This window comes from Mesorhizobium sp. B2-3-7 (assembly GCF_006442695.1).
Lineage (GTDB): Bacteria > Pseudomonadota > Alphaproteobacteria > Rhizobiales > Rhizobiaceae > Mesorhizobium.
Window position 1 is genome coordinate 112,700 of sequence record NZ_VFVV01000011.1, and the last position, 23,653, is coordinate 136,352.

Below are 23,653 nucleotides of genomic sequence, written 5' to 3' on the forward strand. Positions count from 1 at the left end.
ACGGACGAAGCGATGTGCCGGTGGGCGGCCTATCTCGGTGAAGCGGTCTTCCTCGAAAACATCCTCACGGCGCCCTGCCACTCGCTGATCGCCCAGAGCCATTGCGCCGAGGAAGCCAAGTCGCCGACCAATGGCGATGGTTTCGGCCTTGCCTGGTATGGCGACCGGCCCGAGCCCGGCCTCTACCGCGACATCCTGCCGGCCTGGTCCGATCCCAATCTGAAGAGCTTGTGCCGACAGATCAAATCCGGATTGTTTCTCGCCCATGTGCGCGCCTCGACCGGCGGCGCCACCAGCCGCATGAATTGCCATCCCTTCATCTCGGGCCCTTGGTCGTTCATGCACAACGGCCAGATCGGCGGCTTCGAGAAGATCCGCCGCGCGCTGGAAAATTCGCTGTCCGACGCCGTCTTCGACCAGCGCGAGGGCACCACCGATTCCGAGCTGTTTTTTCTCCTGATGATCGACGAAGGGTTGGCCGCCGATCCGAAAGGCGCCGTCGCCCGTGCCACCAGCCGCGTGCTGGAGGCTTCGCGGCGTGCCGGCATCGAGCCGGCGCTGAAGCTGACGGCCGCCTTTTCCGACGGGCAGGCGCTCCACGCGGTCCGCTACGCCACGGATGACCACGCGCCCACCCTCTATACCGCCGCCAAGGGCGGCGGCCGCTGCATCGTCTCCGAACCCTTCGACCGTGAAGGCGGCGACTGGCAGGCGATCCCGCCATCGAGCTTCGTCACCATGACCAGGGATGGCGTGAATATTCAGCCGTTTGCGCCGGCCCCGGCGAAGCTGGCGCTGGCCGGGTAGCCTCCTCGCGGCGCGAATTGCCGTAGAGAGCCGTCCACCAAGCTATTGAGCGAACCGACCCAATCCATAGGACGCCAGCAGCGGATCGCGCTCGCCGTCGAGGATTTCGCGCGCCGCGAACAAGCCGACCGCCGGCGCCAGCGTGATGCCGGAATGCGTGACCGCGATGTAGAGGCCGTCCATGCCCTCGGCGCGGCCGATGATCGGGAAGCCGTCGATCGGCGTCGGCCGGTAACCGACCGTATGGAAATCGAGTTCCAGGCCATCGCCGCCGCGCAGCATGGCTTGCACCGCCGCAAACAGCTCGCGCGCCGTCGCCGCCGCATCCATCCCCGGGTCGGCACCGCCAAAATCAGACCCGGCGATGATGCGGCCTTGCGCCGTCTGGCGCATGTGCAGCCGCTCGGCCAGCACCAGACCGTTGAGCAATTTTCTGTAAGGTCGCGAATGGACGATCAGGCCGGGCGGCATTTCGATCGGTAGCCTTATGCCGGCCGTCGCGGCAATCTCCGGCGAGCCGACGCCGGCCGCGATCACCACCTCGTCGGCTGCAAACAGCCCATGCGACGTGTCCACGCCCGTCGTCCTGCCGCCGGTTTGGACCAACGCCGTAACCGTGCTGGAGACGAAGCGCGCACCGCGCCGTTCGGCGTCGGCCAGCAGCGCGTTCGTCGCTGCGACCGGCTCGGCGACACCCTCCTCGGCGACATGTAAGGCAAAGTCGGGAAGCCCGGCGAGATTGGGCTCGATGCCGACCGCGCCGGCGCGGTCGACCCGCCTGATGCCATAACCCCAGGACGAATGCTCCGCCGCATAGGCCTCCAATTTGTCCGCCGGCAAGTCCCAGCACAGCCCGCCGCACCAGGCGAGCGGAAGGCCGGGCAGGTCCTGCGCCAGCCGCGACCATTCCGCCATGGAGCGGATGCGCAGCCGGAAATACGGTTCCGGATTGCCCCAGCTGGCATTTATCCAGGCAAACGAGTTCGGCGTCGCCACGCCGCCGGCAGCGCTGTCGGCAATGACCGTCACCTGCGCGCCCGCCTTGGCCAGGTGCCAGGCGATCGAGGCGCCGATGATGCCGGCGCCGATGACGATCACTTTCTTGCTCATGCAGGATCTCCATCGAACAGGTCTTCTGATGCCATCGCGTCTTCCCTATCTCAAGAGCCGGCGGACCGATCCGGGCAAATCTGTTCGACAGGCCGGGAAAGCGCTGCTAGAAGCCCGCGCCACAGACAGGATTTCATAAATTGGCTGAAGACATCGAACAGGCGGTATCGCGCCGCCGTACTTTCGCTATCATCGCCCACCCGGACGCCGGCAAGACGACGCTCACCGAAAAGCTGCTGCTGTTCGGTGGCGCCATCCAGCTTGCCGGTGAGGTCAAGGCCAAGAAGGACCGCATCCAGACCCGGTCGGACTGGATGAAGATCGAGCGCGAACGCGGCATTTCGGTCGTCACCTCGGTGATGACGTTCGAGTATGAGGACAACGTCTTCAATCTGCTCGACACGCCCGGCCACGAGGATTTCGCCGACGACACCTACCGCACGCTGTCGGCGGTCGACTCGGCGGTCATGGTCATCGACGCCGCCAAGGGCATCGAGCCGCGCACGCTGAAGCTGTTCGAGGTCTGTCGGCTGCGCGACATCCCGATCATCACCTTCGTCAACAAGATGGACCGCGAGAGCCGCGATCCCTTCGAGATACTGGACGAAATCGAGCAGAAGCTGGCGCTCGATACCGCGCCCATCACCTGGCCGATCGGCCGCGGCAGGACGTTTTCGGGCACTTACCACCTGGCGCTGAACGCCGTGCGCAAGGGCGATGACGAGAAGGAACGCACTCCGGTCAACGGTCCCGATTCCAACCGCGTCGCCGGCCTGTTGCCGGAAAACGAGCGCGAGGCCTTCATCGAGGAGCTGGAACTCGCGCGCGAAGCCTGCCGTCCGCTCGACATCGACGCCTTTCGCGAGGGCCATCTGACGCCGGTCTATTTCGGCTCGGCGCTGCGCAATTACGGCGTGCGCGACCTGATCGAGGCGCTCGGCGCTTTCGGGCCGCCGCCGCGCGCGCAGGATGCCGACACCCGGATGGTGGAGGCGACCGAGGACAAGATGACCTCCTTCGTTTTCAAGATCCAGGCCAATATGGATCCCAACCACCGCGACCGCATCGCCTTCGTGCGCGTCTGCTCGGGCAAGCTCGAGCGCGGCATGAAGGCCAAGCTGGTGCGCACCGGCAAGCCGATGAGCCTGTCTGCGCCGCAATTCTTCTTCGCCCGCACCCGCGTCACCGCCGACGAGGCCTTTGCCGGCGACGTCGTCGGCATCCCCAACCACGGCACGCTGCGCATCGGCGACACGCTGACCGAGGGTGAGGAAATCCTGTTCCGCGGCGTGCCGAACTTCGCCCCGGAAATCCTGCGTCGTGTGCGCCTCGGTGATGCGATGAAGGCCAAGAAGCTGAAGGAGGCGCTGCACCAGATGGCGGAGGAGGGCGTCGTGCAGCTGTTTTCGCCCGAGGACGGCTCGCCGGCCATCGTCGGCGTCGTCGGTGCGCTGCAGCTCGACGTGCTGAAGGAGCGGCTGAACTTCGAATACACGCTGCCGGTCGAATTCGAGATGTCGCGTTTTTCGGTCTGCCGCTGGATATCGGCTGACGACAAGACGGAAGTGCAGCGCTTCATCGAAGCCCATCGCGGCGACATTGCCCGCGATCTCGACAACGACCCGGTGTTCCTCGCCCAGCACGCCTTCTCGCTGAACTACGAAGCCGAGCGCTGGAAGGCGATCCGCTTCGCCACGATCAAGGACTACCAGGTCCGCGACAAGGCGGCTTGAGGGGCGGTCTTCCCTTCTCCCCGTTCACGGGAGAAGGCCCGAAGGGCGGATGAGGGGCAGCGCCGGCCTCAAAAATCAATGGACAGCCCTGCCCTTCGCAGGCTCAGGGCGTTCGAAGCTCGGAAAAGCCAATCAATTGGCTTTCCGTCCGCTTACGCGGACCACTTCTCACCCCTTCGCCGCCTCTTCGAGCTTGGCGATGTCGATCTTGCCCATCTTCATCATCGCACTCATCACCCGGCCGGCCTTTTCCCGGTCCGGATCCTGGAGCAGGCGCGGCAGCTGTTCCGGCACCACCTGCCAGGAGACGCCGAACTTGTCCTTCAGCCAGCTGCAGGGGCCGGGCTCGCCGCCCTCGGTGAGCCTCTCCCAGAAATAGTCGACCTCTTCCTGCGTCTTGCAGTCGATCGACTGCGACATCGCCTCGTTGAACTTGAATTGCGGTCCGCCGTTGAGCGCCTGGAACGGCACGCCGTCGAGCTCGAACGTGGTCAGCAGCACTTTGCCTTCATCGGCGTGGCCCTTGGGCCAACGCATGACGCTCAGCACCTTCGAATTCTTGAAGATGGAGACATAGTGGTTCATCGCCTCTTCGGCCTGTCCATCGAACCACAGGCAGGTGGTGATCTTTTGCATGTCGTGCTCCTCGGTTGCTTCTTGCTGCTACAATGGAACGGCCGTCTGAGAAAATGGTCCCACTCCCTTGCCGTTGATCCAAGGACGGGCGCCCGGTAGGCGATCCGACACGGGAGGCCATCTTTTTTCGCAAACTCTGAATTTTTCTGGAGAATCTGGCGCATTGCAAAAATGTGGCCAGACAATAATTGCCGGTCTATAACGCCTGCGATCCATATTCAGGGCCGCGACGCTCCGCATCGGGCGCAGCCAGCCAGCTAAGGAAAGTTCATGCCTGCCTATCGCTCCCGCACCACCACCCATGGCCGCAACATGGCCGGCGCCCGCGGCCTCTGGCGCGCCACCGGCATGAAGGACAGCGATTTCGGCAAGCCGATCATCGCCGTGGTCAACTCCTTTACCCAGTTCGTGCCGGGCCACGTCCACCTGAAGGATCTCGGCCAGCTGGTCGCGCGCGAGATCGAGAAGGCCGGCGGCGTCGCCAAGGAATTCAACACCATCGCCGTCGATGACGGCATCGCCATGGGCCATGACGGCATGCTCTATTCGCTGCCGTCGCGCGAACTGATCGCCGATTCCGTCGAGTACATGGTCAACGCCCACTGCGCCGACGCCATGGTCTGTATCTCCAATTGCGACAAGATCACGCCCGGCATGCTGATGGCCTCGCTGCGCCTCAACATCCCGACCGTCTTCGTCTCCGGCGGGCCGATGGAAGCGGGCAAGGTGGTGCTCGCCGGAAAGGCGCAGGCGCTCGACTTGGTCGACGCCATGGTCGCCGCCGCCGACGACAAGATCTCCGACGAAGACGTCAAGGTCATCGAGCGCTCCGCCTGCCCGACCTGCGGTTCCTGCTCGGGCATGTTCACCGCCAATTCGATGAACTGCCTGACCGAAGCGCTCGGCCTGTCGCTGCCGGGCAACGGTTCGACACTGGCGACGCACGCCGACCGCAAGCGGCTGTTCGTCGAGGCCGGACACTTGATCGTCGATCTCGCCCAACGCTATTACGAGCAGGACGACGAGACGGCGCTGCCGCGCAGCATCGCTTCAAAGGGCGCGTTCGAGAACGCCATGACGCTCGACATCGCGATGGGTGGCTCGACCAACACCGTGCTGCACATCCTGGCCGCGGCGCATGAGGGTGAGGTCGACTTCACCATGGAGGATATCGACCGGCTGTCGCGGCGGGTGCCCGTGCTGTGCAAGGTGGCGCCGGCCAAGTCCGACGTGCACATGGAGGACGTCCACCGCGCCGGCGGCATCATGGCGATCCTCGGCCAGCTCGACCAAGCCGGACTGATCAACCGCGACCTGCCGACCGTGCACACATCAAGCCTCGGCGAGGCGCTCGATCATTGGGATATTTCGCGCACCTCAAGCCAGAACGTGCGAGATTTCTTCCTCGCCGCGCCCGGCGGCGTGCCGACGCAGGTCGCCTTCAGCCAGGATCGTCGCTGGGACGAGCTCGATCTGGACCGCGAGACGGGCGTTATCCGCTCGGCGAAGACGCCTTTTTCCAAAGACGGCGGCCTTGCCGTGCTCAAGGGCAACCTGGCGCTCGACGGCTGCATCGTGAAGACGGCCGGCGTCGACGAGTCGATCCTGAAATTCACCGGCCCGGCGCGGGTGTTCGAAAGCCAGGATGCCTCGGTCAAGGCGATCCTGTCGAATGAGATCAAGGCCGGCGACGTCGTCGTCATCCGCTATGAAGGACCGCGCGGCGGCCCCGGCATGCAGGAAATGCTCTATCCGACCAGCTATTTGAAATCGAAGGGCTTGGGCAAGGCTTGCGCGCTGATCACCGACGGGCGCTTCTCCGGCGGCACGTCGGGGCTCTCGATCGGCCATGTCTCGCCCGAAGCCGCCGAAGGCGGCACGATCGGGCTGGTGCGGGAAGGCGACACGATCGAGATCGACATCCCCAACCGCTCGATCCGCCTCGCCGTGAGCGATGAGGAGCTCGCCAGCCGCCGGGCGGCAATGGCGGCCAAGGGCGCTCTGGCGTGGAAGCCCGAAGAGAAGCGTAAGCGCAAGGTGACGACCGCATTGCGCGCCTACGCCGCCTTCGCCACCAGCGCCGACAAGGGTGCGGTGAGGCACGTTCCGGAGTAGCGCTCGAATCGGCCAGGTTCGTGCTGCCCCTCATTGTCCTGCCGGACATTTCTCCCCGTAAGTGACGGGGAGAAAGGGCTATAACCAAAGATTTCGCCAATTGTAGACGTTGCAAAAATGGCGGCGAGGTCGCAGCATCTCCCTTCTCCCCGTCTCTATACGGGGAGAAGATGCCGGCAGGCGGATGAGAGGCGGCGCCACGTGGCAAGATTTTTCGCCCGCCGCGATCACGGCGGCAGCCGACAGGTGCTGATTCTTCGGGGACGACACAGATGGATTTCGACCTTATCGTTCGCGGCGGCACATTGCCTGACGGCAGGGTTGCCGACATCGGCATCGTCGGCGAGACGATCGCGACGATCGAGCCGAAGCTCGATGGCAACGCCGGCACGACGATCGACGCGCGGGGCAATCTGGTCTCTGCGCCGTTAGTCGACCCGCACTTCCATATGGATGCGACGCTCTCCTACGGCATTCCGCGGATAAACGCCTCGGGCACGCTGCTCGAAGGCATTGCTCTGTGGGGCGAACTGAAGCCGCTCCTGACGCATGAGGCGGTGCGCGATCGCGCGCTCGCCTATTGCGACTGGGCGGTGTCGATGGGATTGCTCGCCATCCGCACCCATGTCGACGTTTGCGACGACAGGCTGCTGGCGGTCGAGGCGCTGCTCGATGTCAAGAAGACGGTGGCGCCCTATATCGACCTGCAATTGGTCGCCTTTCCACAGGATGGGCTCTACCGCTCGCCCGGTGCACGGGAAAACACCATCCGCGCGCTGGATCTGGGCGTCGATGTCGTCGGCGGCATTCCCCATTTCGAGCGCACCATGGCCGACGGCACGCGCTCGGTGACCGAGCTTTGCGAGATCGCGGCAGAACGCGGCCTGATGGTGGACCTGCATTGCGACGAGACCGACGACCCGCTGTCGCGCCACATCGAGCAACTGGCCTATGAGACGCAGCGTCTCGGCCTTCAGGGCAAGGTGGCCGGCTCGCATCTCACCTCGATGCATTCGATGGACAATTACTACGTCTCGAAACTCCTGCCGCTGATCGCCGAGGCGGGCGTCTCCGCCATCCCCAATCCTCTGATCAACATCATGCTGCAGGGGCGCCACGACACGTTTCCCAAGCGCCGCGGCATGACCCGGGTCAAGGAGATGCTGGCGCTGGGCATCCGCGTCGGCTGGGGCCAGGATTGCGTGCTCGATCCCTGGTATTCGCTGGGCTCCGCCGACATGCTCGACGTCGCCTTCATGGGGCTTCACGTCGCCCAGATGTCGAGCCCGGCCGACATGGCGCACTGTTTCGACATGGTCACCAACGTCAATGCCGCCATCATGGGGCTCGATCATCTGGGCCTCGCCGTCGGCAAGCGCGCCAGCCTGGTCGTCCTCGACGCCGGCAATCCGGTCGAGGCCATTCGCCTGCGCCCCGAACGCATTTGCGTCATCGCCAGGGGCAAAGTGGTGGCGGAACGAACCAGGCAGGACACCAGGCTTGCCATCCCCGGCAGGCCGGCATTGGTGAACCGGCGGCACGTATCGTCCTAGACCCAGCCGATTTCCGGCGCTGGCCTTGCCGATTCCCGGATTTCTCCTCGTCAAAACGGCCGCTTCCGTCTACGACGCGGCCTGGACAGGCAAGGGATCGGCATGACGCAACCCGTGGCGCAGAATACCACAATCAGGAACGTGCTTCTGGCCGGCATTCTGCTGATGCTGGCCGGCGACTTCCTGTTTGCGCTCAACGACGCCATGGGCAAATGGCTGGTCGCCAGCTTTTCCGTCGGCCAGGTGGTTCTGATCAGGTCGATCGGCGCGTTTTTCGTGCTCGGTCCGATGATCGCCCACCAGGGCGCCGCCAAGCTGTTCCGCATGGAAAGGCCCGAATTGCAGGTCCTGCGCGTCATCATGACCACGCTCGATACCGGGCTCTTCTATGCCGCCGTCGTCTATCTGCCGCTTGCGGATGTGATGAGCTTCTATATGGCCGGGCCGATCTATGTGGCGGCACTCTCGCATCTCCTGCTTGGCGAGAAGGTCGGCTGGCGCCGCTGGATGGCGATCCTGCTCGGCTTCTGCGGCGTGCTGATCATGCTCAAGCCCTCCTCGGCGGCTTTCTCGCTGTCGTCGGGCTTCGCGCTGGCGGGCAGCATTGCCTTCGCTTTCGCCATCATCCTCAACCGGCGCTTGCGCGGCACCAGCGACACCAATCTGGTGACATGGCAGACCATCGGCACGCTGCTGGTCGGCGGCGCCCTGACCATCGGCGCCTGGCACACGCCGTCGGCGCTCGATTTCGGCGCCATGCTGCTGCTCGGCATCGTCTCCTGCGGTGCCCATCTGATGATCACGCGGGCGCTCAAGCTGGCCCCGGCCTCGACGCTGGCGCCGCTGCACTACACGCTGCTTCTATGGGCGGTGGTCTTCGGGCTGGCGTTCTTCGGCGACGTTCCCGGCCCGCGCATCCTCATCGGCTCGGTCATCGTCGTGCTGGCCGGCTTGTTCATCTTCCATCGCCAGAAGGTGGTCGACACGACGGTGCCGCCTGAAAACGTGCCGAAGGGCGTGAATTAGCCCTCGCGGATCGCCGCCAGGTGCCGTGAAAATTCCGGCGTCTCCATCAGCGCCTTGCAGCGCGCGAAGCGGCCGTCGGCATAGGCCCGAAAATCGTCGACGGGATTGTCGTTGGCGAGCTGGATCAGTCCCCACAGTGTCCACAACAGGTCGCACATCCCCTTGTAGATGACGATGCGGCCGCGCTCCGCCGGTTTCGCCTCGCCGCCGAAATAGGCGCGCATCATCTCCTCGTCCTGCGCGGCATCGAACTTGCCTTCGACGGAGAGGTCGCCAAGATCCCAGAGCGGATCGTTCATTCCTGAATATTCCCAGTCGACGATCCACATCCTGTCACCCGCATCGATAAAATTCTCGCACAGCGGGTCGCAATGACAGGCGACGACGGGCAGCGGGTGGGCCGACAGCGCCGCGCGCACGCCACCGGCCTCGCGCACCACGTCGTGATAGCCGGCGGGCAGGGCGACCTCCTTGGTCGACAGCACCTTCAGATAGTCATCGATCATCGCGAACAGTTCGAAACGGAACGGAAACACCGCACCGGACGAATGCAGCTTGCGGAAGGCCGCTCCCGCACGCGCCGGGCTGCCCGGCCGAAGCCTGAATTTTTCCGGCGACATGGTTACGGCACCGGCGATGAAGCGCGTCACCATCACGCCGGTGCCCGGATCGACATGCAGCACCTCGGGGCTGACGCCTGCCTTAGCCGCCTCGCGCGCCGCCACCGCCTCATTGGCGCGGTTGATATATTCCTCGGTGCCTTTGCCTGGAATGCGCAGGCAGAAGTCCCCGGCCTTGAAAACCAGGTTGGTGAGGCCGCCAAGCCGTTCCAGCGTCCCGTTATAGCCGGCCAGCATGGGAATGGCGGCAAGTTTTGTCCGTGCCTCGTCCATTGTCATGCCCGCTCCCCCGCTGTTATTTGTCGCAGAGACGGTTCCACAAAATTCGTGCTTTGGCTATCATCCGTGCGAGACCAATTTAGGGCATGGCGGACAGGACGAAAGTGACCGACAGCAAGCATAAGGGCGCGCTTGGCGCTGCCTACGCGGCCAAGCGCCCGGAAGACATGGCGGCGCTCTATGACCGTTGGTCGCAGACCTACGACAGCGACATGTCGGCCGCCGGCTATCGCCATCCCACCATCTGCCTGGCCTTGCTGGCAAGGCATCTGCCGCGTGGCTCGGCACCGCTGCTCGATGCCGGGGCCGGCACCGGGCTCATCGGCGAATGGCTCGACATTGCCGGCTATCCCGAGGTCGAGGCGCTCGACATCTCGCAAGGCATGCTGGATCAGGCAGAGCGCAAGGGCGTCTATTCGGCCCTGCATTGCCTGGCGCTTGGCGGGCCGCTGCCCTTTGCCGACAATGCCTATGCCGGGGTGATCTCGGCCGGCGTCTTTACCTCGGGCCATGTCGGTGCCGAAGGGCTGGACGAACTGATCCGCATCTGCCGGCCGGGCGGCGTGATCGTGCTGACGGTCAAGAACACGATCTGGGATCTGGGCTTTAACGCGCGGGTCGCGGAGCTGGAGGCGCAGGGGCTGGTCACCCGCATCGAGGAAACGCGCCCGTACGTCTCGATGCCGGGCGAGGCCGACACGGTGCCCAGCCGCTGCCTCGCCTTGCGTGTGAACTGATCAGGCTTTGATCCTGTTCCCGGCCGGATCATACATCGGCTCGAGATGGATCTTTGCCGGCGTGCGCTGCATCGCCACGACCAGCTCATAGCGGCCCGAGGCGAGAAAATCGTCGCTCACGCCGTCGGCATTGCGCACATAGCCATAGCCGATGTTCTTCTCCACGGTGTAGCCATAGCCGCCGCTGCTGAGATAGCCGACCGGCTCGCCATTGCGCAGGATCGTCTCGCGCCCGACGAGCACGATGTCCTGATCGTCGACCGTGAAGCCGGCGAAACGCTTCTTCAATGGCCCGCCAGTGATTTTCTCCAAGGCGCGCCGCCCTACGAAATCCGTGTTCTTGCGAAGCTTCACCGCCCAGCCGAGGCCGGCTTCCAGCGGCGTGTCGTTGGGGGTGATATCGGAGCCCCAGGCGCGATAGCCCTTTTCCAGTCGCAGCGATTCCAGGGCCCGGTAGCCGACCGGGCGGATATCATGTTGCTTGCCTGCCGACATCAACGCGTCGAAGATCTCGCCGGTTGCGGAGATCGGCACGTGCAGCTCCCAGCCGAGTTCCCCGACATAGGTGACGCGCAACGCCCGCACGGTGTGGCCGGCAACGATAATCTCGCGGGCATGGCCGAATGGGAAACCGCTGTTGGAAACGTCGGCATCGGTCACGCCGGCCAGCACTTCGCGGGCGCGCGGTCCCATCAGCGACAGCGTGCCGAAATCCTCGGTGACGTCGGTGAGCATGATATCGAGCTCCTTTTCGACATGGTCGCTGATCCAGGACAGGTCATGGGTGCGGAAGCCCGTGCCGGTGACGATATAGAACCTGTCCTCGCCGAACCGCGACACGGTGAGATCGGCCTCTATGCCGCCGCGCGTGTTGAGAAGCTGCGTATAGGTCAGCCGGCCGGCCGGCTTGTTGACGTCGTTGGCGCAGATCCAGTCCAGCGCCTTCGGCGCGTCGGGCCCGGTCAGCTCGTATTTGGCGAAGGACGACTGGTCGAAGATGCCGACCTTCTCGCGCACATGGCGATGTTCGTCGCCGACGGCTGAAAACCAATTCTGCCGGCCCATGGAATAGACGTCACGCGGCTCGACGCCTTCGGGGGCGAACCAGTTCGGCCGCTCCCAGCCGAGCTTCGAACCGAACACGGCGCGATGCTGTTTCAGCCTGTTGTACAGCGGCGAAACGATGCGCGGCCTGCCGGAAAGATACTCCTCATGCGGAAAGCCGATCGTGTAGTGCTTGCCATAGGCTTCCAGCGTGCGCTCGCGGACCCAGTGCCGGTCGCGGTGCAGGCTGGAAAAGCGCCTGATGTCGACGACCCACAGATCGAACGGCGCCTCGCCATCGACCACCCATTGCGCCAGCACCCAGCCGGCGCCGCCGCCCGAAGCGATGCCGAAGGCGTTGAAGCCGGCGCCGACGAACATGTTGGCGCATTCGGGCGCCACGCCGAGGATAAAATTGCCGTCCGGCGTGAAACTCTCGGCCCCGTTGATCATCTGCTTGACACCGACGGTTTCCAGCGCCGGCACGCGCGCGATCGCCTGGCTCATATGCTGTTCGAAATGATCATAGTCGTCGTCGAACAGCCGGAACTCCCAGTCATTGGGCACGTCGCCTCCGGGGAGATCAGTCGTCCAGGCCTGCGGGTTTGGCTCATAGCCGCCCATCACCAGCCCGCCGACCTCTTCCTTGAAATAGGTGCGCCGGTCCGGGTCGCGGATGGTCGGGACATCGGTCGCTAGCCCGTCGATCTTCTCGGTGACGATAAACTGGTGCTTCACCGGCTGCAGCGGCACGTTGATGCCGGCCATGGCGCCAACCTGCCGTGCCCATTGTCCTGCGCAGTTCACCACCTTGTCGCAGGCGATGTCGCCCATGTTGGTCTTCACCGCAATGATGCGGCCGCCTTTGATCTCGAAGCCGGTGACGCGCACTTCCTCGTAAAGCCTTGCGCCATGCATGCGCGCGCCCTTGGCCAGCGACTGGGTGACGTCGGATGGGCTCGCCTGACCGTCGGTCGGCAGCCAGGAAGCGCCGACGAGATCGCCGGTTTCCATCAGCGGCCACATGTTCTTGACCTCCGCCGGCGACAGCAACTGCATGTCCATGCCAAAGCTCTTCGCTGTCGTCGCCAGCCTCTCGTACTCGGTCCAGCGGTCGGCATTGGTGGCAAGGCGCAGGCACCCGCTCATCTTCCAGCCGGTGGCAAGGCCGGTCTCGGCCTCCAGGCCCTTGTAGAGGTTGACCGAATATTTGAGCACGCGGGTGATCGAGGCCGACGAGCGCAGCTGCCCGACCAGGCCGGCGGCGTGCCAGGTCGAGCCCGAGGTCAGCTTGCCCTGTTCGAGCAGCACCACATCTGCCTTGTGGTCGCGGGCCAGATGGTAGGCCGTCGAGCAGCCGATAATGCCGCCGCCGATGACGACGATCGCTGCCTGGGTTGGCAAGGTCATGAATTCAGGTCCCGTATTTTGTCCGGTAGTTTTCCAGCGCGGCATCGAGCCGCGTCAGGTTCTCTTCCGTGTAGGCGACGTAGTCGATGCCGGGCACGTCGAGGTAGAGTTCCGAAACCATGCTCCACATCGCCTCGCGCAGCAGCGAGGCGCATTGCATGGCCGCATGCGAGCGGCGGATCGCCTCGTCCGGCTCCTTCATGAAATAAGCGGTCAGGAAGGCGAAGGATTCCTCGTCGCTCATGCCGGCGTTCGAGGCGACGCCGGCAAGGTCGAACATCGCGGTATTGAAGCCGGCATATTCGAAGTCGATCAGCCATAGCCTGCTGCCGTCGTCGAGAATATTCGCCGGCAAAAGATCATTGTGGCCGAACACGATCGGCAGCAGTTTCTGGGCGCGTTCGAGCTCGTCGGCCAGCATCAGCAGACGCGGCAGGTCGCTCGCCTTGCGGCTGCCGGCGTCCTCCAGCGTGCGCGCATAGTCGCGGATGACGTGGAACACCCAGAACATGAAGCCGGCACCGGAGACGTGGTTGGGCATCTCACGGTGGAAGCCGCGCATCAGGGCGGCGACACGGCCGAGATTGGCGCGCACGTCCTCAGCCAGACAGGTCTTGGCGCCGAGATACTCCGTCACGAGAATGCCGGGTTCGGCATGGCGGACCGCCGGCGCGAAACCGGCGGCATGCGCGGCGCGTGCGGTCATCACCTCACGCTCGCGAAAGACGTGGTGGAAGGGATAGTCCCTGCCGAAACGCACGACATGCCTCCCGGCCGCGTCCTTAACCCGATAATTGGCATTGCTCAGCCCGCCGGGCAGCGGCTCGATCTCGACGCTGCCTGTCCAGCAAGGCAGGGCGCGGATGCGGTCCTCGGCCGTCATGAATTCGCCCTTCGTCCGGCAAGGCGCCGACGGGGCGGCACCACCGTGGCGACCCGCCGTTTGTCCGGACGCTCGTTCTGGCAAAGACCTCGCCGGCGCGGCATTCGGGATCGGTATCCCGCGCCGCACCGACGAGCCCCACGTGCCGGGCTCTTCGAGGCCGGCATCCGCCCCCGCGGATGAGAAAATTCTTCCAGTCGCCCTCGCGTCAGGCAGTTTCCAGACCTTGGGGCACACAAATTCGGATCAGGCTCCGCTATCGCTTTTCCGTGGCAGTGCGAGCCTGACACGGCATCAGTGTCACGCCGGGTAAGCCACGTTGTCAACGAGATTCTGTGGCTTTTTCTGCTTTCCTGCCCGTATTCTTTCGAGATTCCTTGTAATATGCGGCAGATTTGCCATAGAAGCGGTCACTGCATCATGGCGCGACTGGAAATGACCCGATGAGCCATTCCAAGCGGCACGGCGAAATCCTGCGGTTTCTGCAGGAGGAAGGCACCGTCACCATCGCCAGCCTGGCCGACCGGCTAGGCGTCTCGCTGGAAACCGTTCGCCGCGACGTCAAGCCCCTCACCAGCGACGGCTCGCTCCTGAAGATGCATGGCGCCGTCGGCCTGCCGTCGACGATCGGCGAAGCGCCGTTCGAACGGCGCATGCGCGAGAACGCCGAGGCCAAGCGCCTCATCGCCCGCATGGTCGCCGCCACCATCCGCGACGGCGAATCGATCATGCTCGACACGGGAACGACCACCTCGTTCCTGGCGCGTGAACTGCTCGGCCATCGGCGGCTGACGGTCGTCACCAACTCATCCGACATCGCCCGCACGCTGGCCACCGTCAACGGCAACAAGGTCTACATGGCCGGCGGTGAGCTGCGCAGCGATTCCGGCGCCGCCTTCGGCGCCTCGGCCATCGACTTCGTCAGCCGCTTCTCGGTCAGCCATGCGGTGATCTCGACGGGTGCCGTCGATGCGGTGACGGGTGTCATGGATTACGATCTCGACGAGGCCGAGTTCGCCCGCATGGTGCTGTCGCGCGGCCAGCGTTCGCTCGTCGTCACCGATCATTCCAAGTTCGGGCGCCAAGGCCTGGTCCAGGTCTGCGGCTTCGATGGCTTTTCCGAGCTCGCCACCGACCGGCCGCCGCCGCGCGACATCGCTGCTGGCCTGGCGCAGGCCGGCGCGCGGCTCAGCGTCGCGGGCGAGGCAGCCTGAGCTAACCGAATACCAGCGACTGGTGGGCGCATATGCCGGCGAAGGCGCCGCCCGATACGGCGAAGGCGATGTTGTGCATCGCGCGTGACGCGTCCCCGGCGGCGTAGACGCCGGGAACCGTCGTCTGCTGCCTGTCATCGATTGATATCACCGGGCCAAGGGGACCGTCCGTGAAGCCGCAACCGAGCTGTTCGGCCACCGGGCTCGCCATTGTATTGCGCGGCGCGGTGAATATCGCGCGAACCCCCGCCTTTCGGCCGCCGTCGAGGATCACCGTCAAGCCGCCCGCGCCATCCTCCCGCAGTTCGGCGACCGCAGCGGGTTCGAACCTCACATTCTTGCCTTCCAGGACAGACATCTGTTCGGCATCGGGCTCGATCAGGCGATTGCCGAACAGCGTGACGTCGCCCCAGTCGGCGATCAACTGCGCCTGATGCAGGGACATGGGTCCGGTCGCCAGCACGCCAAGCGGCCCGCTGGAAACCTCGTAGCCGTGGCAATAGGGGCAGTGCAGCACGGTCTTGCCCCACTGCTCGGCAAGCCCGGGAACTTCCGGCAGGATGTCGCGCACGCCGGTGGCCAGAACCAGCCGCGCGGCGCCAAAGGTCTCGCCGCCCTCTGTGCTGATTTCGAAGTCGCTGCTGCTATTGGCGACCGCCTTGTCCGCACGTCCCTTGACAAGGCGAGCCGTCGGATAGGCTAGCAACTGCCGTCTTGCCTCCTCCAGGATGGCGCCTGGCGTGCGCCCGTCTTGGCCGAGGAAGCCGTGCGAATGCGCGGCGAACCGATTTCGGGGCTGGCCGGCGTCGATCACCAGGACGTTGCGCCGGGCCCGGGCCGCCTGGATGGCGGCGGACAAGCCGGCAAAGCTGCCGCCGACGACGGCAAGATCATACTGCATGGCTGGAGACTCCGATGAGGTCGTAACGGCGGCGGAAGTCGGCGGTCAGGTCGGCCAGCGTGATACGGCTGAGCTTCTCCGCCAGCAGCTTCTCCGCCGCGATCCGAAAATCGTCGAGGACGGCGATGACGGCCTGCTCGACAAGGCAGCCGGGGCTCTCCGGCTCGGTGCCGAACTGCAGCAGCGTCTCGCCAAGCGCGGCGCTGATTTCGGCCAGCGAGATCTCGTCGGGCGGGCGCCCGAGCAGCCAGCCGCCGCCATGTCCGCGTGAAGAGGTGACGATGCCGGCATCCCGCAACCCCGCGATGGTGCGGCGCACCACGACCGGATTGGTATGGATGAAGGTGGCAAGCTGCTCCGAGGTCAGCGCCCGCTCGGGCTTCTCGGCCATGTGGACCAGAATGTGCAAGGTGGAAGACAGCCGGCTGTTGCGTTTCATGTAACTTATTTAGTTACAATTCTGGGGGCCGTCAAGTTGCCGATCCGTTTCCACTTCCCAGTGTCGTCCCCGCCGTGTTTAGTCCGGCCATGGCTTTCACCATCCGCCAGTTGCAGTTCTTCATCGCCGTCGCCGAGCAGGGCACGGTGTCGGGTGCCGCGCAGAACCTCTCCATTTCGCAATCCTCGGTCACCGAAGCGATCAAGGAGCTCGAAGGCGATCTCGGCGTCGAATTATTCGACCGCCATCCGCGCGGCCTCAACATCACCCACAAGGGCCACCAGTTCCTGCGTCATGCCACCAAGATCCTGGCCGATGTGTCCGATGCGCGCCGCGCCTTCCTCGGCGAGCAGGCGACAGCGGGCGGCCGGCTGCAGCTCGGCGTCACCTCGCTGGTCGCCGGCTATGTGCTGTCGGACCTGCTTTCCCGCTACCGTCGTGCCTATCCCGGCGTCGAGGTCTCGGCAATCGAGGACAATGGCGACTATCTCGAGCATCTGCTGATCGGCGGCAAGCTGGACATCGCCGTGATGGTCACGTCCAATCTGCGCGACCGAACCGCGCTGCAATCGGAAATCCTTGAAGTCTCGGCTTACCGCCTGTGGCTGCCGCTCGGGCATCCGCTCGCCGGCGCCGACATCATCGGCATCGGCGACATCGCTTCGGAGCCGCTGATCATGCTGACCGTCGACGAGATCGAGGAGAACACCGGCAAGTTGCTGACGGCAATCGGCGCCAAGCCGCATGTCGCCTTCCGCACCCGTTCGGTCGAAGCGGTGCGCAGCCTCGTCGCCACCGGCGCGGGCGTGGCGCTGCTGCCCGACCTCGTCTACCGGCCGTGGTCGCTGGAAGGCGACCGCATCGAGTCGCGCGACGTCTCCGGTGCCCTACCCGTCGTCCAGGTCGGGATGGTCTGGCGCCGCGGCTCCGGCCTGCCGCAGGCTGCGCGCGATTTCATCGGTCTGGCGCAGTCGCAGCGCATGGTTCGCCAGCGCCCCGACAAGAACGGCCGCTAATCTATCGGAAAAACCGATATCCCCCTTCTGATAAATGAATTTGCGAAACCGGGATTTTCACAGCAACTTCGCTTCAGGGAACAAAGCCGCCGCCGAAGCGCGGGCCTATCAATGGGAGATCGATGATGAATTCATTCCTGAAGTCATGCACTGCATTGACGGTCGCGCTGACCTTCTCCGGCCAGGCCATCGCTCAGGTCACGGAACTCGGCAAGGGTGAAGGCGAGGTCGATATCGTCGCCTGGCCGGGCTATATCGAGCGTGGCGAAACCGACAAGGGCTATGACTGGGTCACCGCCTTCGAGAAGGAAAGCGGCTGCAAGGTCAACGTCAAGACCGCCAACACGTCGGACGAGATGGTCTCGCTGATGAACGAGGGCGGCTTCGACCTCGTCACCGCTTCGGGCGATGCATCGCTGCGCCTCGTTGCCGGCAAGCGCGTGCAGCCGATCAACACCGACCTCATCCCGAGTTGGAAGACGGTCGACGACCGCATCAAGGACGCCCCCTGGTTCACCGTCGACAAGGTTCATTATGGCGTCCCCTACCAGTGGGGGCCGAACGTCCTGATGTACAATACCGATGTCTTCAAGGAAGCGCCCAAGAGCTGGAACATCGTCTTCGAGGAGATGAAGCTGCCGGACGGCAAATCAAACAAGGGCCGCGTCCAGGCCTATGACGGCCCGATCCACATCGCCGATGCCGCCAACTACCTGATGTTCCACAAGCCGGAGCTCGGCATCAAGGACCCCTACGAGTTGAACGAGGACCAGTACAAGGCCGCGCTCGAGTTGCTGCGCGTCCAGCGCACGCTGGTCGGCCGCTACTGGCACGATGCCGCCATCCAGGTCGACGATTTCCAGAACGAAGGCGTGGTTGCCTCCGGCTCGTGGCCATACCAGGTCAACACGCTGATCGCGGCCAAGAAGCCCATCGCCTCGACCGTGCCGGAGGAAGGCGTCACCGGCTGGGCCGACACCACTATGATGGAGGCCGACGCGGCACATCCGAACTGCGCCTATATGTGGCTCGAACACTCGCTTTCGCCCAAGGTGCAGGGCGACGTCTCGGCCTGGTTCGGCTCGCTGCCGGTCGTCCCCGCCGCCTGCAAGGGCAACGAGCTCCTGACCGACGAAGGCTGCAAGACCAACGGCTACGAAAACTTCGACAAGATCAAGTTCTGGAAGACGCCGGTGACCAAATGCGCCACCCAGAACGACCAGTGCGTGCCCTATTACCGCTGGGTGTCGGACTATATCGGCGTCATCGGCGGGCGATGATTTTCTTCACCCTCCCCTTGTGGGGAGGGTCGACGCGCAGCGTCGGGGCGGGGCGTCGCGGCGGTCTGTGCCAGAGCACCCCCACCCGCGACTTCGCCGCGACCTCCCGCATCGAGGGGAGGTAAGTGGCGCGCGTTCGCCGTCCAGCCACGATTGCGGGCGACCGAAGAGAACCCAATCGGCAAGAGACTGACACCCCATGACCTCAGCCGTTTCCTTTCAAAAAGTCTCGCGCCATTTCGGCAGCGTGCGCGCCGTCGACACGGTCGACCTCGAAATCGTACCTGGCGAGTTCTTCGCCATGCTCGGGCCGTCCGGTTCCGGCAAGACGACCTGCCTGCGCCTCATTGCCGGTTTCGAGCAGCCGACGGCGGGTTCGATCTCGATCTTCGGCGAGCGCGCCGAGGGCGTTCCGCCTTATCGCCGCAACGTCAACACTGTCTTCCAGGACTATGCGCTGTTCCCGCATCTCAATGTGCTCGACAATGTCGCCTACGGATTGATGGTCAAGGGCGTCGGCAAGGCCGGGCGGCACAAGGCAGCGGAAGAGGCGCTGTCGCTGGTCAGGCTGCCCGGCTACGGCGTCCGCCGCCCCGGCCAGCTTTCCGGCGGCCAGCGCCAGCGCGTCGCGCTGGCCCGCGCACTGGTCAACCAGCCCAAGGTGCTGCTGCTCGACGAGCCGCTCGGCGCACTCGACCTCAAACTGCGCGAGAACATGCAGGAAGAACTGAAGTCGCTGCAAAAGGCGCTCGGCATAACCTTCGTCTTCGTCACTCACGATCAGGGCGAGGCGCTGTCGATGGCCGATCGCGTCGCCGTCTTCAACGACGGCAGGATCATGCAGATCGGCACGCCGGAAGATATCTACCAGCGGCCGAGCACTCGCTTCGTCGCTGATTTCGTCGGTTCCTCCAACGTGCTGCCGCCGGATTTCGTCCAGCGTTATTGCGGCCAGCGCGGCTGGGGCAGCCTGCGCCCCGAATCCATCCGCGTCGGCCGCGCGGCGAGCGGCGAGGGCGTCGCCGCGCGCCTCGTCTCAACTAACTATCTCGGGGCGACCACCAGGCTGGCGCTCGATGCCGACGGTCTGAAATTGCACGCCATCGTGCCTGCCGGTACGGCCTTGCCCAGGGAAGGCGAGGCGGTGGTGCTCACCTTCAACCGCGAGAGCCTGCATTTGATGGACGAGCCGGTGTGATGAAGGCTTGCGCGAAGCACCCCCCTCTGTCCTGCCGGACATCTCCCCCTCAAGGGGGGAGATTGGCTGCCCTTTCGGGTTTCGCCAATTTCCAACGTCGCAGAATTGGCGAGGCCGAGAAATTGCCAATCTCCCCCCGTGAGGGGGAGATGTCCGGCAGGACAGAGGGGGGCGACGCAGAACGCGGCCTCTCATATAATTCTCTTCAGCACACGGCGGCCCCATGACCATTGCCGCGCTCACCCCCAGCCCAGCCCCTGCCATCCTGCCCGGCAGCGGCGGCATACGCGGCGCGCTCTCCGACCTCTTCTGGCGCAGGCCGCAACTGCTCCTTCTGCTTATGCTGCTGCCGCCGGTCCTGTGGCTCGGCATCGTCTATATCGGCTCGTTGTTCGCTCTTTTGGCGCAGAGCTTTTTCTCGATCGACGAGTTCTCCGGCCTCATCAATCGTGAGTTCACGTTGAAGACCTATGGCGACCTGTTGCAGGCCGCCAATCTCGACATCATCCTGCGCACGGTGACGATGGCAGCCCTGGTGACCCTGGTCTCGGCCGTCGTCGCTTTCCCCATCGCCTACTACGCGGCGCGCTATGCGCGCGGCCGCTGGAAGGCGCTATTCTATCTCGGCGTCATGCTGCCGCTGTGGTCGAGCTACCTGGTCAAGATCTACGCCTGGAAACTGATCCTGGCCAAGGAAGGCATTCTCACCTGGCTGCTCGCCAAGCTGAACCTGTTGTGGCTGCTTGACGCCTGGCTGTCGCTGCCGGTCGTCGGCGGCAACTCGCTGTCGGTGTCGTTCACCGGCACCTTTATCGTTTTCGTCTATGTCTGGCTGCCCTTCATGATCCTGCCGGTGCAGGCAGCCCTCGAGCGCGTGCCCGGCAATCTGGTCGAAGCCTCTTCCGACCTTGGCGCGTCGCCCGGCCAGACTTTTCGCAATGTGCTGTTCCCGCTGGCGCTGCCCGGCATCGTCGCCGGCTCGATCTTCACCTTTTCGCTGACATTGGGCGACTACATCATCCCGCAGATCATCGGCACGTCGCGCCTGTTCATCGGCCAGGCCGTCTATTCGCAGCAAGGCACGGCCGGCAACATCCCGCTCGCCGCCGCCTTCACGGTCGTGCCCATCGTCATCATGGGCTTCTATCTCTGGGGCGCCAAGCGCATGGGGGCCTTCGATGCGCTCTGACCGTGCCCAATCGGCTCCGCTTGGCCTGAAGATCGCTGCGGCCTGCAGCCTGCTGTTCCTGCATCTGCCGATCCTGCTGATCTTCGTCTATGCCTTCACGACCGAAGAGAAGAGCTTCGTCTGGCCGCCGCCGGGGCTCACCACGCAGTGGTTCGCCGTCACCTGGAACCGGCCGGACGTGTGGCAAGCGCTGTCGCTCTCGGTGCGCGTCGCCGCCATCTCAACGGCCATCGCGCTGGTTCTCGGCACGCTGTGCGCCGCCGCGGTGTCACGGACGAAATTCTTCGGCCGTGAAACCATTTCGCTGCTGGTCATCCTGCCGATCGCGCTGCCCGGCATCATCACCGGCATTGCGCTGCGTTCGGCTTTCGCGCTGGCCGACATTCCGTTCTCGTTCTGGACGATCGTGCTCGGCCACGCCACCTTCTGCGTGGTTGTCGTCTACAACAATGCCGTTGCCCGCTTCCGCCGCACCTCGGGCTCGATGATCGAGGCCTCGATGGATCTCGGCGCGGATGGTTTCCAGACCTTCCGGCATATCGTGTTGCCCAACATCGCCACGGCGCTGCTTGCCGGCGGCATGCTGGCCTTCGCGCTGTCGTTCGACGAGGTCATCGTCACCACCTTCACCGCCGGCCAGCAGCAGACGCTGCCGATCTGGATGCTTGAAGAACTGATCCGCCCGCGCCAGCGCCCGGTCACCAATGTCGTGGCGATGGTGGTAGTGCTGGTGACGCTGCTGCCGATCCTCGCCGCCTATTACCTGACCCGCGACGGCGACCAGATCGCCGGCAGCGGGAAATGAAAACAGCGAATAGGAAATAGCGAGTAGCGAAGAGGGAAATCGTTAGCCAAACCCTATTCGCTACTCACTATTCGCCACTCGCTCCTCTTCAAGGAGAACCCAATGGACACCCAGATGCTGATCGGCTCGAAGTTCGAGAAAGGCACCGAGACCGAGGAGCCGGTCCTCGATCCGAAGACCGGGGCGACCATTCTCAATCTCCCCGAGGCGAGCCCGGCGCAGATCGAGGCGGCGGTGACGGCTGCCGGGAAGGCGTTCACGGCTTGGTCGCGTACCACGCCCGCGCAGCGCTCGGGCTATCTCCTTAAGATCGCCGACCGCATAGAGGCCGAAGCCAGGGAATTCGCGGCGCTCGAGGCGCTGAACTGCGGCAAGCCGATCAATGCCGTGCTCAATGATGAAATCCCGGCGATCGTCGACTGCTACCGTTTCTTCGCCGGCGCCGTCCGCTCCATGCCAGGCCAGGTAGCCGGCGAATACCTGCCGGGCCACACCTCGATGGTCCGGCGCGATCCGATCGGCATCGTCGCTTCCATCGCGCCGTGGAATTACCCGTTGATGATGATGGCCTGGAAGCTGGCGCCGGCGATCGGCGGCGGCAATACGGTCGTCTTCAAACCGTCGGAACAGACGCCGCTGACGGCGCTGAAACTGGCGAAGATCCTGGCCGAAATCCTGCCCGAAGGGGTCGTCAATGTCGTGCTCGGACGCGGCGACAGCGTCGGCAATACGCTGATCAACCATCCCAAGGTCAACATGATCTCGATCACCGGCGATGTCGCCACCGGCAAGAAGGTGCTGCAGGCGGCCGCCAAGTCGGTCAAGCGCACGCATCTGGAACTCGGCGGCAAGGCCCCGGTCATCGTCTTCGATGATGCCGACCTCGGCGCCGTGGTCAACGGCCTGCGCGCCTTCGGCTACTACAATGCCGGCCAGGACTGCACCGCCGCCTGCCGCATCTATGCCGGCAAGAAGGTCTACGACAAGCTCGTCGCCGATCTCTCCTCGGCCGTGTCGACCATCAAGTACAATCTGCCGGACGATGCCGAGAACGAGATCGGCCCGCTGATCTCGCGCCGCCAACGCGACCGTGTCTCGAGCTTCGTCGAGCGCGCCTCGGAATTGAAGCACATCGAGATCACCACCGGCGGCAAGCCGGGCGAGGGCACCGGCTTCTACTACCAGCCGACCGTCGTCGCCGGCGCCTTGCAGGAGGACGAGATCGTGCGCCGCGAAGTCTTCGGCCCGGTGGTCTCGGTCACCCGTTTCACGGAAGTCGACGAGGCGGTGAACTGGGCCAATGACAGCGATTATGGGCTGGCATCGTCGGTGTGGACCAGGGACGTCTCGCGCGCCATGGCGACGGCCGCTCGCCTGCAATATGGCTGCACCTGGATCAACACCCACTTCATGCTGACCAACGAGATGCCGCATGGCGGGCTGAAGCAGTCCGGTTACGGCAAGGACATGTCGCTCTACGCGCTGGAGGATTATACCGCCGTGCGCCATGTGATGGTGGCGCACGGGTAATCTGTCTCCTTCCGGCAAAGGCAGATCTTATATGGCTGTGGCCGGCGCCGGCGACCCCGCTTGAGAGGGTCGTCAGCGCCATTCCACTTCGCGATTGCGCTGCATTTGACAGGCACGGCCGCCGAACG

20 protein-coding genes are annotated in these 23,653 nt (G+C 64.5%); 13 read left to right on the plus strand and 7 right to left on the minus strand.

Annotated features, from left to right (window positions below; translation table 11 throughout):
- The first annotated feature begins 12 nt into the window (after positions 1–12).
- Entirely contained in the window at positions 13–807 is a 795-nt protein-coding gene (locus FJ940_RS21495; protein WP_140657836.1) for a class II glutamine amidotransferase, read from the plus strand.
- A gap of 42 nt (positions 808–849) precedes the next feature.
- On the opposite strand, the gene FJ940_RS21500 is transcribed toward FJ940_RS21495, so the two are convergent.
- Positions 850–1,917 (minus strand): FAD-binding oxidoreductase, encoded by a 1,068-nt coding sequence (locus FJ940_RS21500; RefSeq protein WP_140556831.1) that lies wholly within the window; start codon positions 1,915–1,917, stop codon positions 850–852.
- Positions 1,918–2,057: 140 nt separating this feature from the next.
- Here FJ940_RS21500 and FJ940_RS21505 point away from each other — a divergent pair, with 140 nt between their 5' ends.
- Positions 2,058–3,650, plus strand: coding sequence for a peptide chain release factor 3 (locus FJ940_RS21505; RefSeq protein ID WP_140497087.1), 1,593 nt, complete (start codon positions 2,058–2,060; stop codon positions 3,648–3,650).
- A gap of 168 nt (positions 3,651–3,818) precedes the next feature.
- On the opposite strand, the gene FJ940_RS21510 is transcribed toward FJ940_RS21505, so the two are convergent.
- Positions 3,819–4,286: a VOC family protein gene (locus tag FJ940_RS21510; RefSeq protein WP_140657838.1), complete on the minus strand. Its 468-nt coding sequence runs from the start codon at positions 4,284–4,286 to the stop codon at positions 3,819–3,821.
- Positions 4,287–4,556: 270 nt separating this feature from the next.
- Between FJ940_RS21510 and ilvD the strand changes: the two genes are divergently transcribed.
- From ilvD to FJ940_RS21530, 3 genes are all read left to right on the plus strand, one after another.
- Positions 4,557–6,401, plus strand: a complete 1,845-nt coding sequence (gene ilvD, locus FJ940_RS21515; protein WP_140559734.1) for a dihydroxy-acid dehydratase — start codon at positions 4,557–4,559, stop codon at positions 6,399–6,401.
- Positions 6,402–6,673: 272 nt separating this feature from the next.
- Positions 6,674–7,954 (plus strand): amidohydrolase family protein, encoded by a 1,281-nt coding sequence (locus FJ940_RS21525; protein WP_140657840.1) that lies wholly within the window; start codon positions 6,674–6,676, stop codon positions 7,952–7,954.
- 102 nt (positions 7,955–8,056) lie between these two features.
- A complete protein-coding gene (locus FJ940_RS21530; RefSeq protein WP_140497079.1) occupies positions 8,057–8,980 on the plus strand; it encodes a DMT family transporter in 924 nt (307 codons plus the stop codon).
- Here FJ940_RS21530 and FJ940_RS21535 read toward each other — a convergent pair.
- Positions 8,977–9,879: a phosphotransferase family protein gene (locus tag FJ940_RS21535; protein WP_140657842.1), complete on the minus strand. Its 903-nt coding sequence runs from the start codon at positions 9,877–9,879 to the stop codon at positions 8,977–8,979. The two genes, FJ940_RS21530 and FJ940_RS21535, sit on opposite strands and share 4 nt — an antisense overlap.
- 104 nt (positions 9,880–9,983) lie before the next feature.
- On the opposite strand from FJ940_RS21535, the gene FJ940_RS21540 reads away from it, so the two are divergent.
- Positions 9,984–10,616 carry a class I SAM-dependent methyltransferase gene (locus FJ940_RS21540; RefSeq protein WP_181171796.1) on the plus strand — a complete coding sequence of 211 codons (633 nt, stop codon included), beginning with the start codon at positions 9,984–9,986 and terminating at the stop codon, positions 10,614–10,616.
- Here FJ940_RS21540 and FJ940_RS21545 read toward each other — a convergent pair whose 3' ends face one another.
- Both FJ940_RS21545 and FJ940_RS21550 read right to left on the minus strand, forming a co-directional pair.
- Positions 10,617–13,070 carry an FAD-dependent oxidoreductase gene (locus FJ940_RS21545; RefSeq protein ID WP_140657846.1) on the minus strand — a complete coding sequence of 818 codons (2,454 nt, stop codon included), beginning with the start codon at positions 13,068–13,070 and terminating at the stop codon, positions 10,617–10,619.
- 4 nt (positions 13,071–13,074) lie between these two features.
- Positions 13,075–13,953, minus strand: coding sequence for a phosphotransferase family protein (locus FJ940_RS21550; RefSeq protein WP_140497071.1), 879 nt, complete (start codon positions 13,951–13,953; stop codon positions 13,075–13,077).
- Positions 13,954–14,396: 443 nt separating this feature from the next.
- Here FJ940_RS21550 and FJ940_RS21555 point away from each other — a divergent pair, with 443 nt between their 5' ends.
- On the plus strand, positions 14,397–15,167 hold the full coding sequence (locus tag FJ940_RS21555; protein ID WP_140497069.1) for a DeoR/GlpR family DNA-binding transcription regulator: 771 nt from the start codon (positions 14,397–14,399) through the stop codon (positions 15,165–15,167).
- Between the two features lies 1 nt (position 15,168).
- Here FJ940_RS21555 and FJ940_RS21560 read toward each other — a convergent pair whose 3' ends face one another.
- Entirely contained in the window at positions 15,169–16,068 is a 900-nt protein-coding gene (locus FJ940_RS21560) for an NAD(P)/FAD-dependent oxidoreductase (protein ID WP_140513006.1), read from the minus strand.
- A complete protein-coding gene (locus FJ940_RS21565; protein WP_140523665.1) occupies positions 16,058–16,507 on the minus strand; it encodes an Rrf2 family transcriptional regulator in 450 nt (149 codons plus the stop codon). Before FJ940_RS21565 ends, FJ940_RS21560 begins: the two co-directional genes overlap by 11 nt.
- 89 nt (positions 16,508–16,596) lie before the next feature.
- On the opposite strand from FJ940_RS21565, the gene FJ940_RS21570 reads away from it, so the two are divergent.
- From FJ940_RS21570 to FJ940_RS21595, 6 genes are all read left to right on the plus strand, one after another.
- The gene (locus FJ940_RS21570; protein ID WP_140513010.1) at positions 16,597–17,523 is read left to right on the plus strand and encodes a LysR substrate-binding domain-containing protein; all 927 of its coding nucleotides are present in this window, start codon (positions 16,597–16,599) and stop codon (positions 17,521–17,523) included.
- 125 nt (positions 17,524–17,648) lie between these two features.
- Entirely contained in the window at positions 17,649–18,803 is a 1,155-nt protein-coding gene (locus FJ940_RS21575; RefSeq protein ID WP_140513012.1) for an ABC transporter substrate-binding protein, read from the plus strand.
- Positions 18,804–19,002: 199 nt separating this feature from the next.
- Positions 19,003–20,001, plus strand: a complete 999-nt coding sequence (locus FJ940_RS21580; protein ID WP_140657849.1) for an ABC transporter ATP-binding protein — start codon at positions 19,003–19,005, stop codon at positions 19,999–20,001.
- A 223-nt stretch (positions 20,002–20,224) separates the two neighbouring features.
- Positions 20,225–21,190, plus strand: coding sequence for an ABC transporter permease (locus FJ940_RS21585; protein WP_140556822.1), 966 nt, complete (start codon positions 20,225–20,227; stop codon positions 21,188–21,190).
- On the plus strand, positions 21,180–21,995 hold the full coding sequence (locus FJ940_RS21590) for an ABC transporter permease (protein WP_140657851.1): 816 nt from the start codon (positions 21,180–21,182) through the stop codon (positions 21,993–21,995). Before FJ940_RS21585 ends, FJ940_RS21590 begins: the two co-directional genes overlap by 11 nt.
- Positions 21,996–22,097: 102 nt before the next feature.
- On the plus strand, positions 22,098–23,525 hold the full coding sequence (locus FJ940_RS21595) for a gamma-aminobutyraldehyde dehydrogenase (protein WP_140657853.1): 1,428 nt from the start codon (positions 22,098–22,100) through the stop codon (positions 23,523–23,525).
- Positions 23,526–23,653: the final 128 nt, after the last annotated feature.

What these genes read in the sequence shown, in the direction of transcription:
- FJ940_RS21535 (WP_140657842.1), bottom strand. Translation starts at nt 9,879, where the DNA reads ATGACAATGGACGAGGCACGGACAAAACTTGCCGCCATTCCCATGCTG.
- FJ940_RS21545 (WP_140657846.1), bottom strand. Translation starts at nt 13,070, where the DNA reads ATGACCTTGCCAACCCAGGCAGCGATCGTCGTCATCGGCGGCGGCATT.
- FJ940_RS21595 (WP_140657853.1), top strand. Translation starts at nt 22,098, where the DNA reads ATGGACACCCAGATGCTGATCGGCTCGAAGTTCGAGAAAGGCACCGAG.
- FJ940_RS21495 (WP_140657836.1), top strand. Translation starts at nt 13, where the DNA reads ATGTGCCGGTGGGCGGCCTATCTCGGTGAAGCGGTCTTCCTCGAAAAC.
- FJ940_RS21575 (WP_140513012.1), top strand. Translation starts at nt 17,649, where the DNA reads ATGAATTCATTCCTGAAGTCATGCACTGCATTGACGGTCGCGCTGACC.
- FJ940_RS21565 (WP_140523665.1), bottom strand. Translation starts at nt 16,507, where the DNA reads ATGAAACGCAACAGCCGGCTGTCTTCCACCTTGCACATTCTGGTCCAC.
- FJ940_RS21560 (WP_140513006.1), bottom strand. Translation starts at nt 16,068, where the DNA reads ATGCAGTATGATCTTGCCGTCGTCGGCGGCAGCTTTGCCGGCTTGTCC.
- FJ940_RS21580 (WP_140657849.1), top strand. Translation starts at nt 19,003, where the DNA reads ATGACCTCAGCCGTTTCCTTTCAAAAAGTCTCGCGCCATTTCGGCAGC.
- FJ940_RS21525 (WP_140657840.1), top strand. Translation starts at nt 6,674, where the DNA reads ATGGATTTCGACCTTATCGTTCGCGGCGGCACATTGCCTGACGGCAGG.
- FJ940_RS21570 (WP_140513010.1), top strand. Translation starts at nt 16,597, where the DNA reads ATGGCTTTCACCATCCGCCAGTTGCAGTTCTTCATCGCCGTCGCCGAG.
- FJ940_RS21510 (WP_140657838.1), bottom strand. Translation starts at nt 4,286, where the DNA reads ATGCAAAAGATCACCACCTGCCTGTGGTTCGATGGACAGGCCGAAGAG.
- FJ940_RS21500 (WP_140556831.1), bottom strand. Translation starts at nt 1,917, where the DNA reads ATGAGCAAGAAAGTGATCGTCATCGGCGCCGGCATCATCGGCGCCTCG.
- FJ940_RS21530 (WP_140497079.1), top strand. Translation starts at nt 8,057, where the DNA reads ATGACGCAACCCGTGGCGCAGAATACCACAATCAGGAACGTGCTTCTG.
- FJ940_RS21555 (WP_140497069.1), top strand. Translation starts at nt 14,397, where the DNA reads ATGAGCCATTCCAAGCGGCACGGCGAAATCCTGCGGTTTCTGCAGGAG.
- ilvD (WP_140559734.1), top strand. Translation starts at nt 4,557, where the DNA reads ATGCCTGCCTATCGCTCCCGCACCACCACCCATGGCCGCAACATGGCC.
- FJ940_RS21550 (WP_140497071.1), bottom strand. Translation starts at nt 13,953, where the DNA reads ATGACGGCCGAGGACCGCATCCGCGCCCTGCCTTGCTGGACAGGCAGC.
- FJ940_RS21585 (WP_140556822.1), top strand. Translation starts at nt 20,225, where the DNA reads ATGACCATTGCCGCGCTCACCCCCAGCCCAGCCCCTGCCATCCTGCCC.
- FJ940_RS21590 (WP_140657851.1), top strand. Translation starts at nt 21,180, where the DNA reads ATGCGCTCTGACCGTGCCCAATCGGCTCCGCTTGGCCTGAAGATCGCT.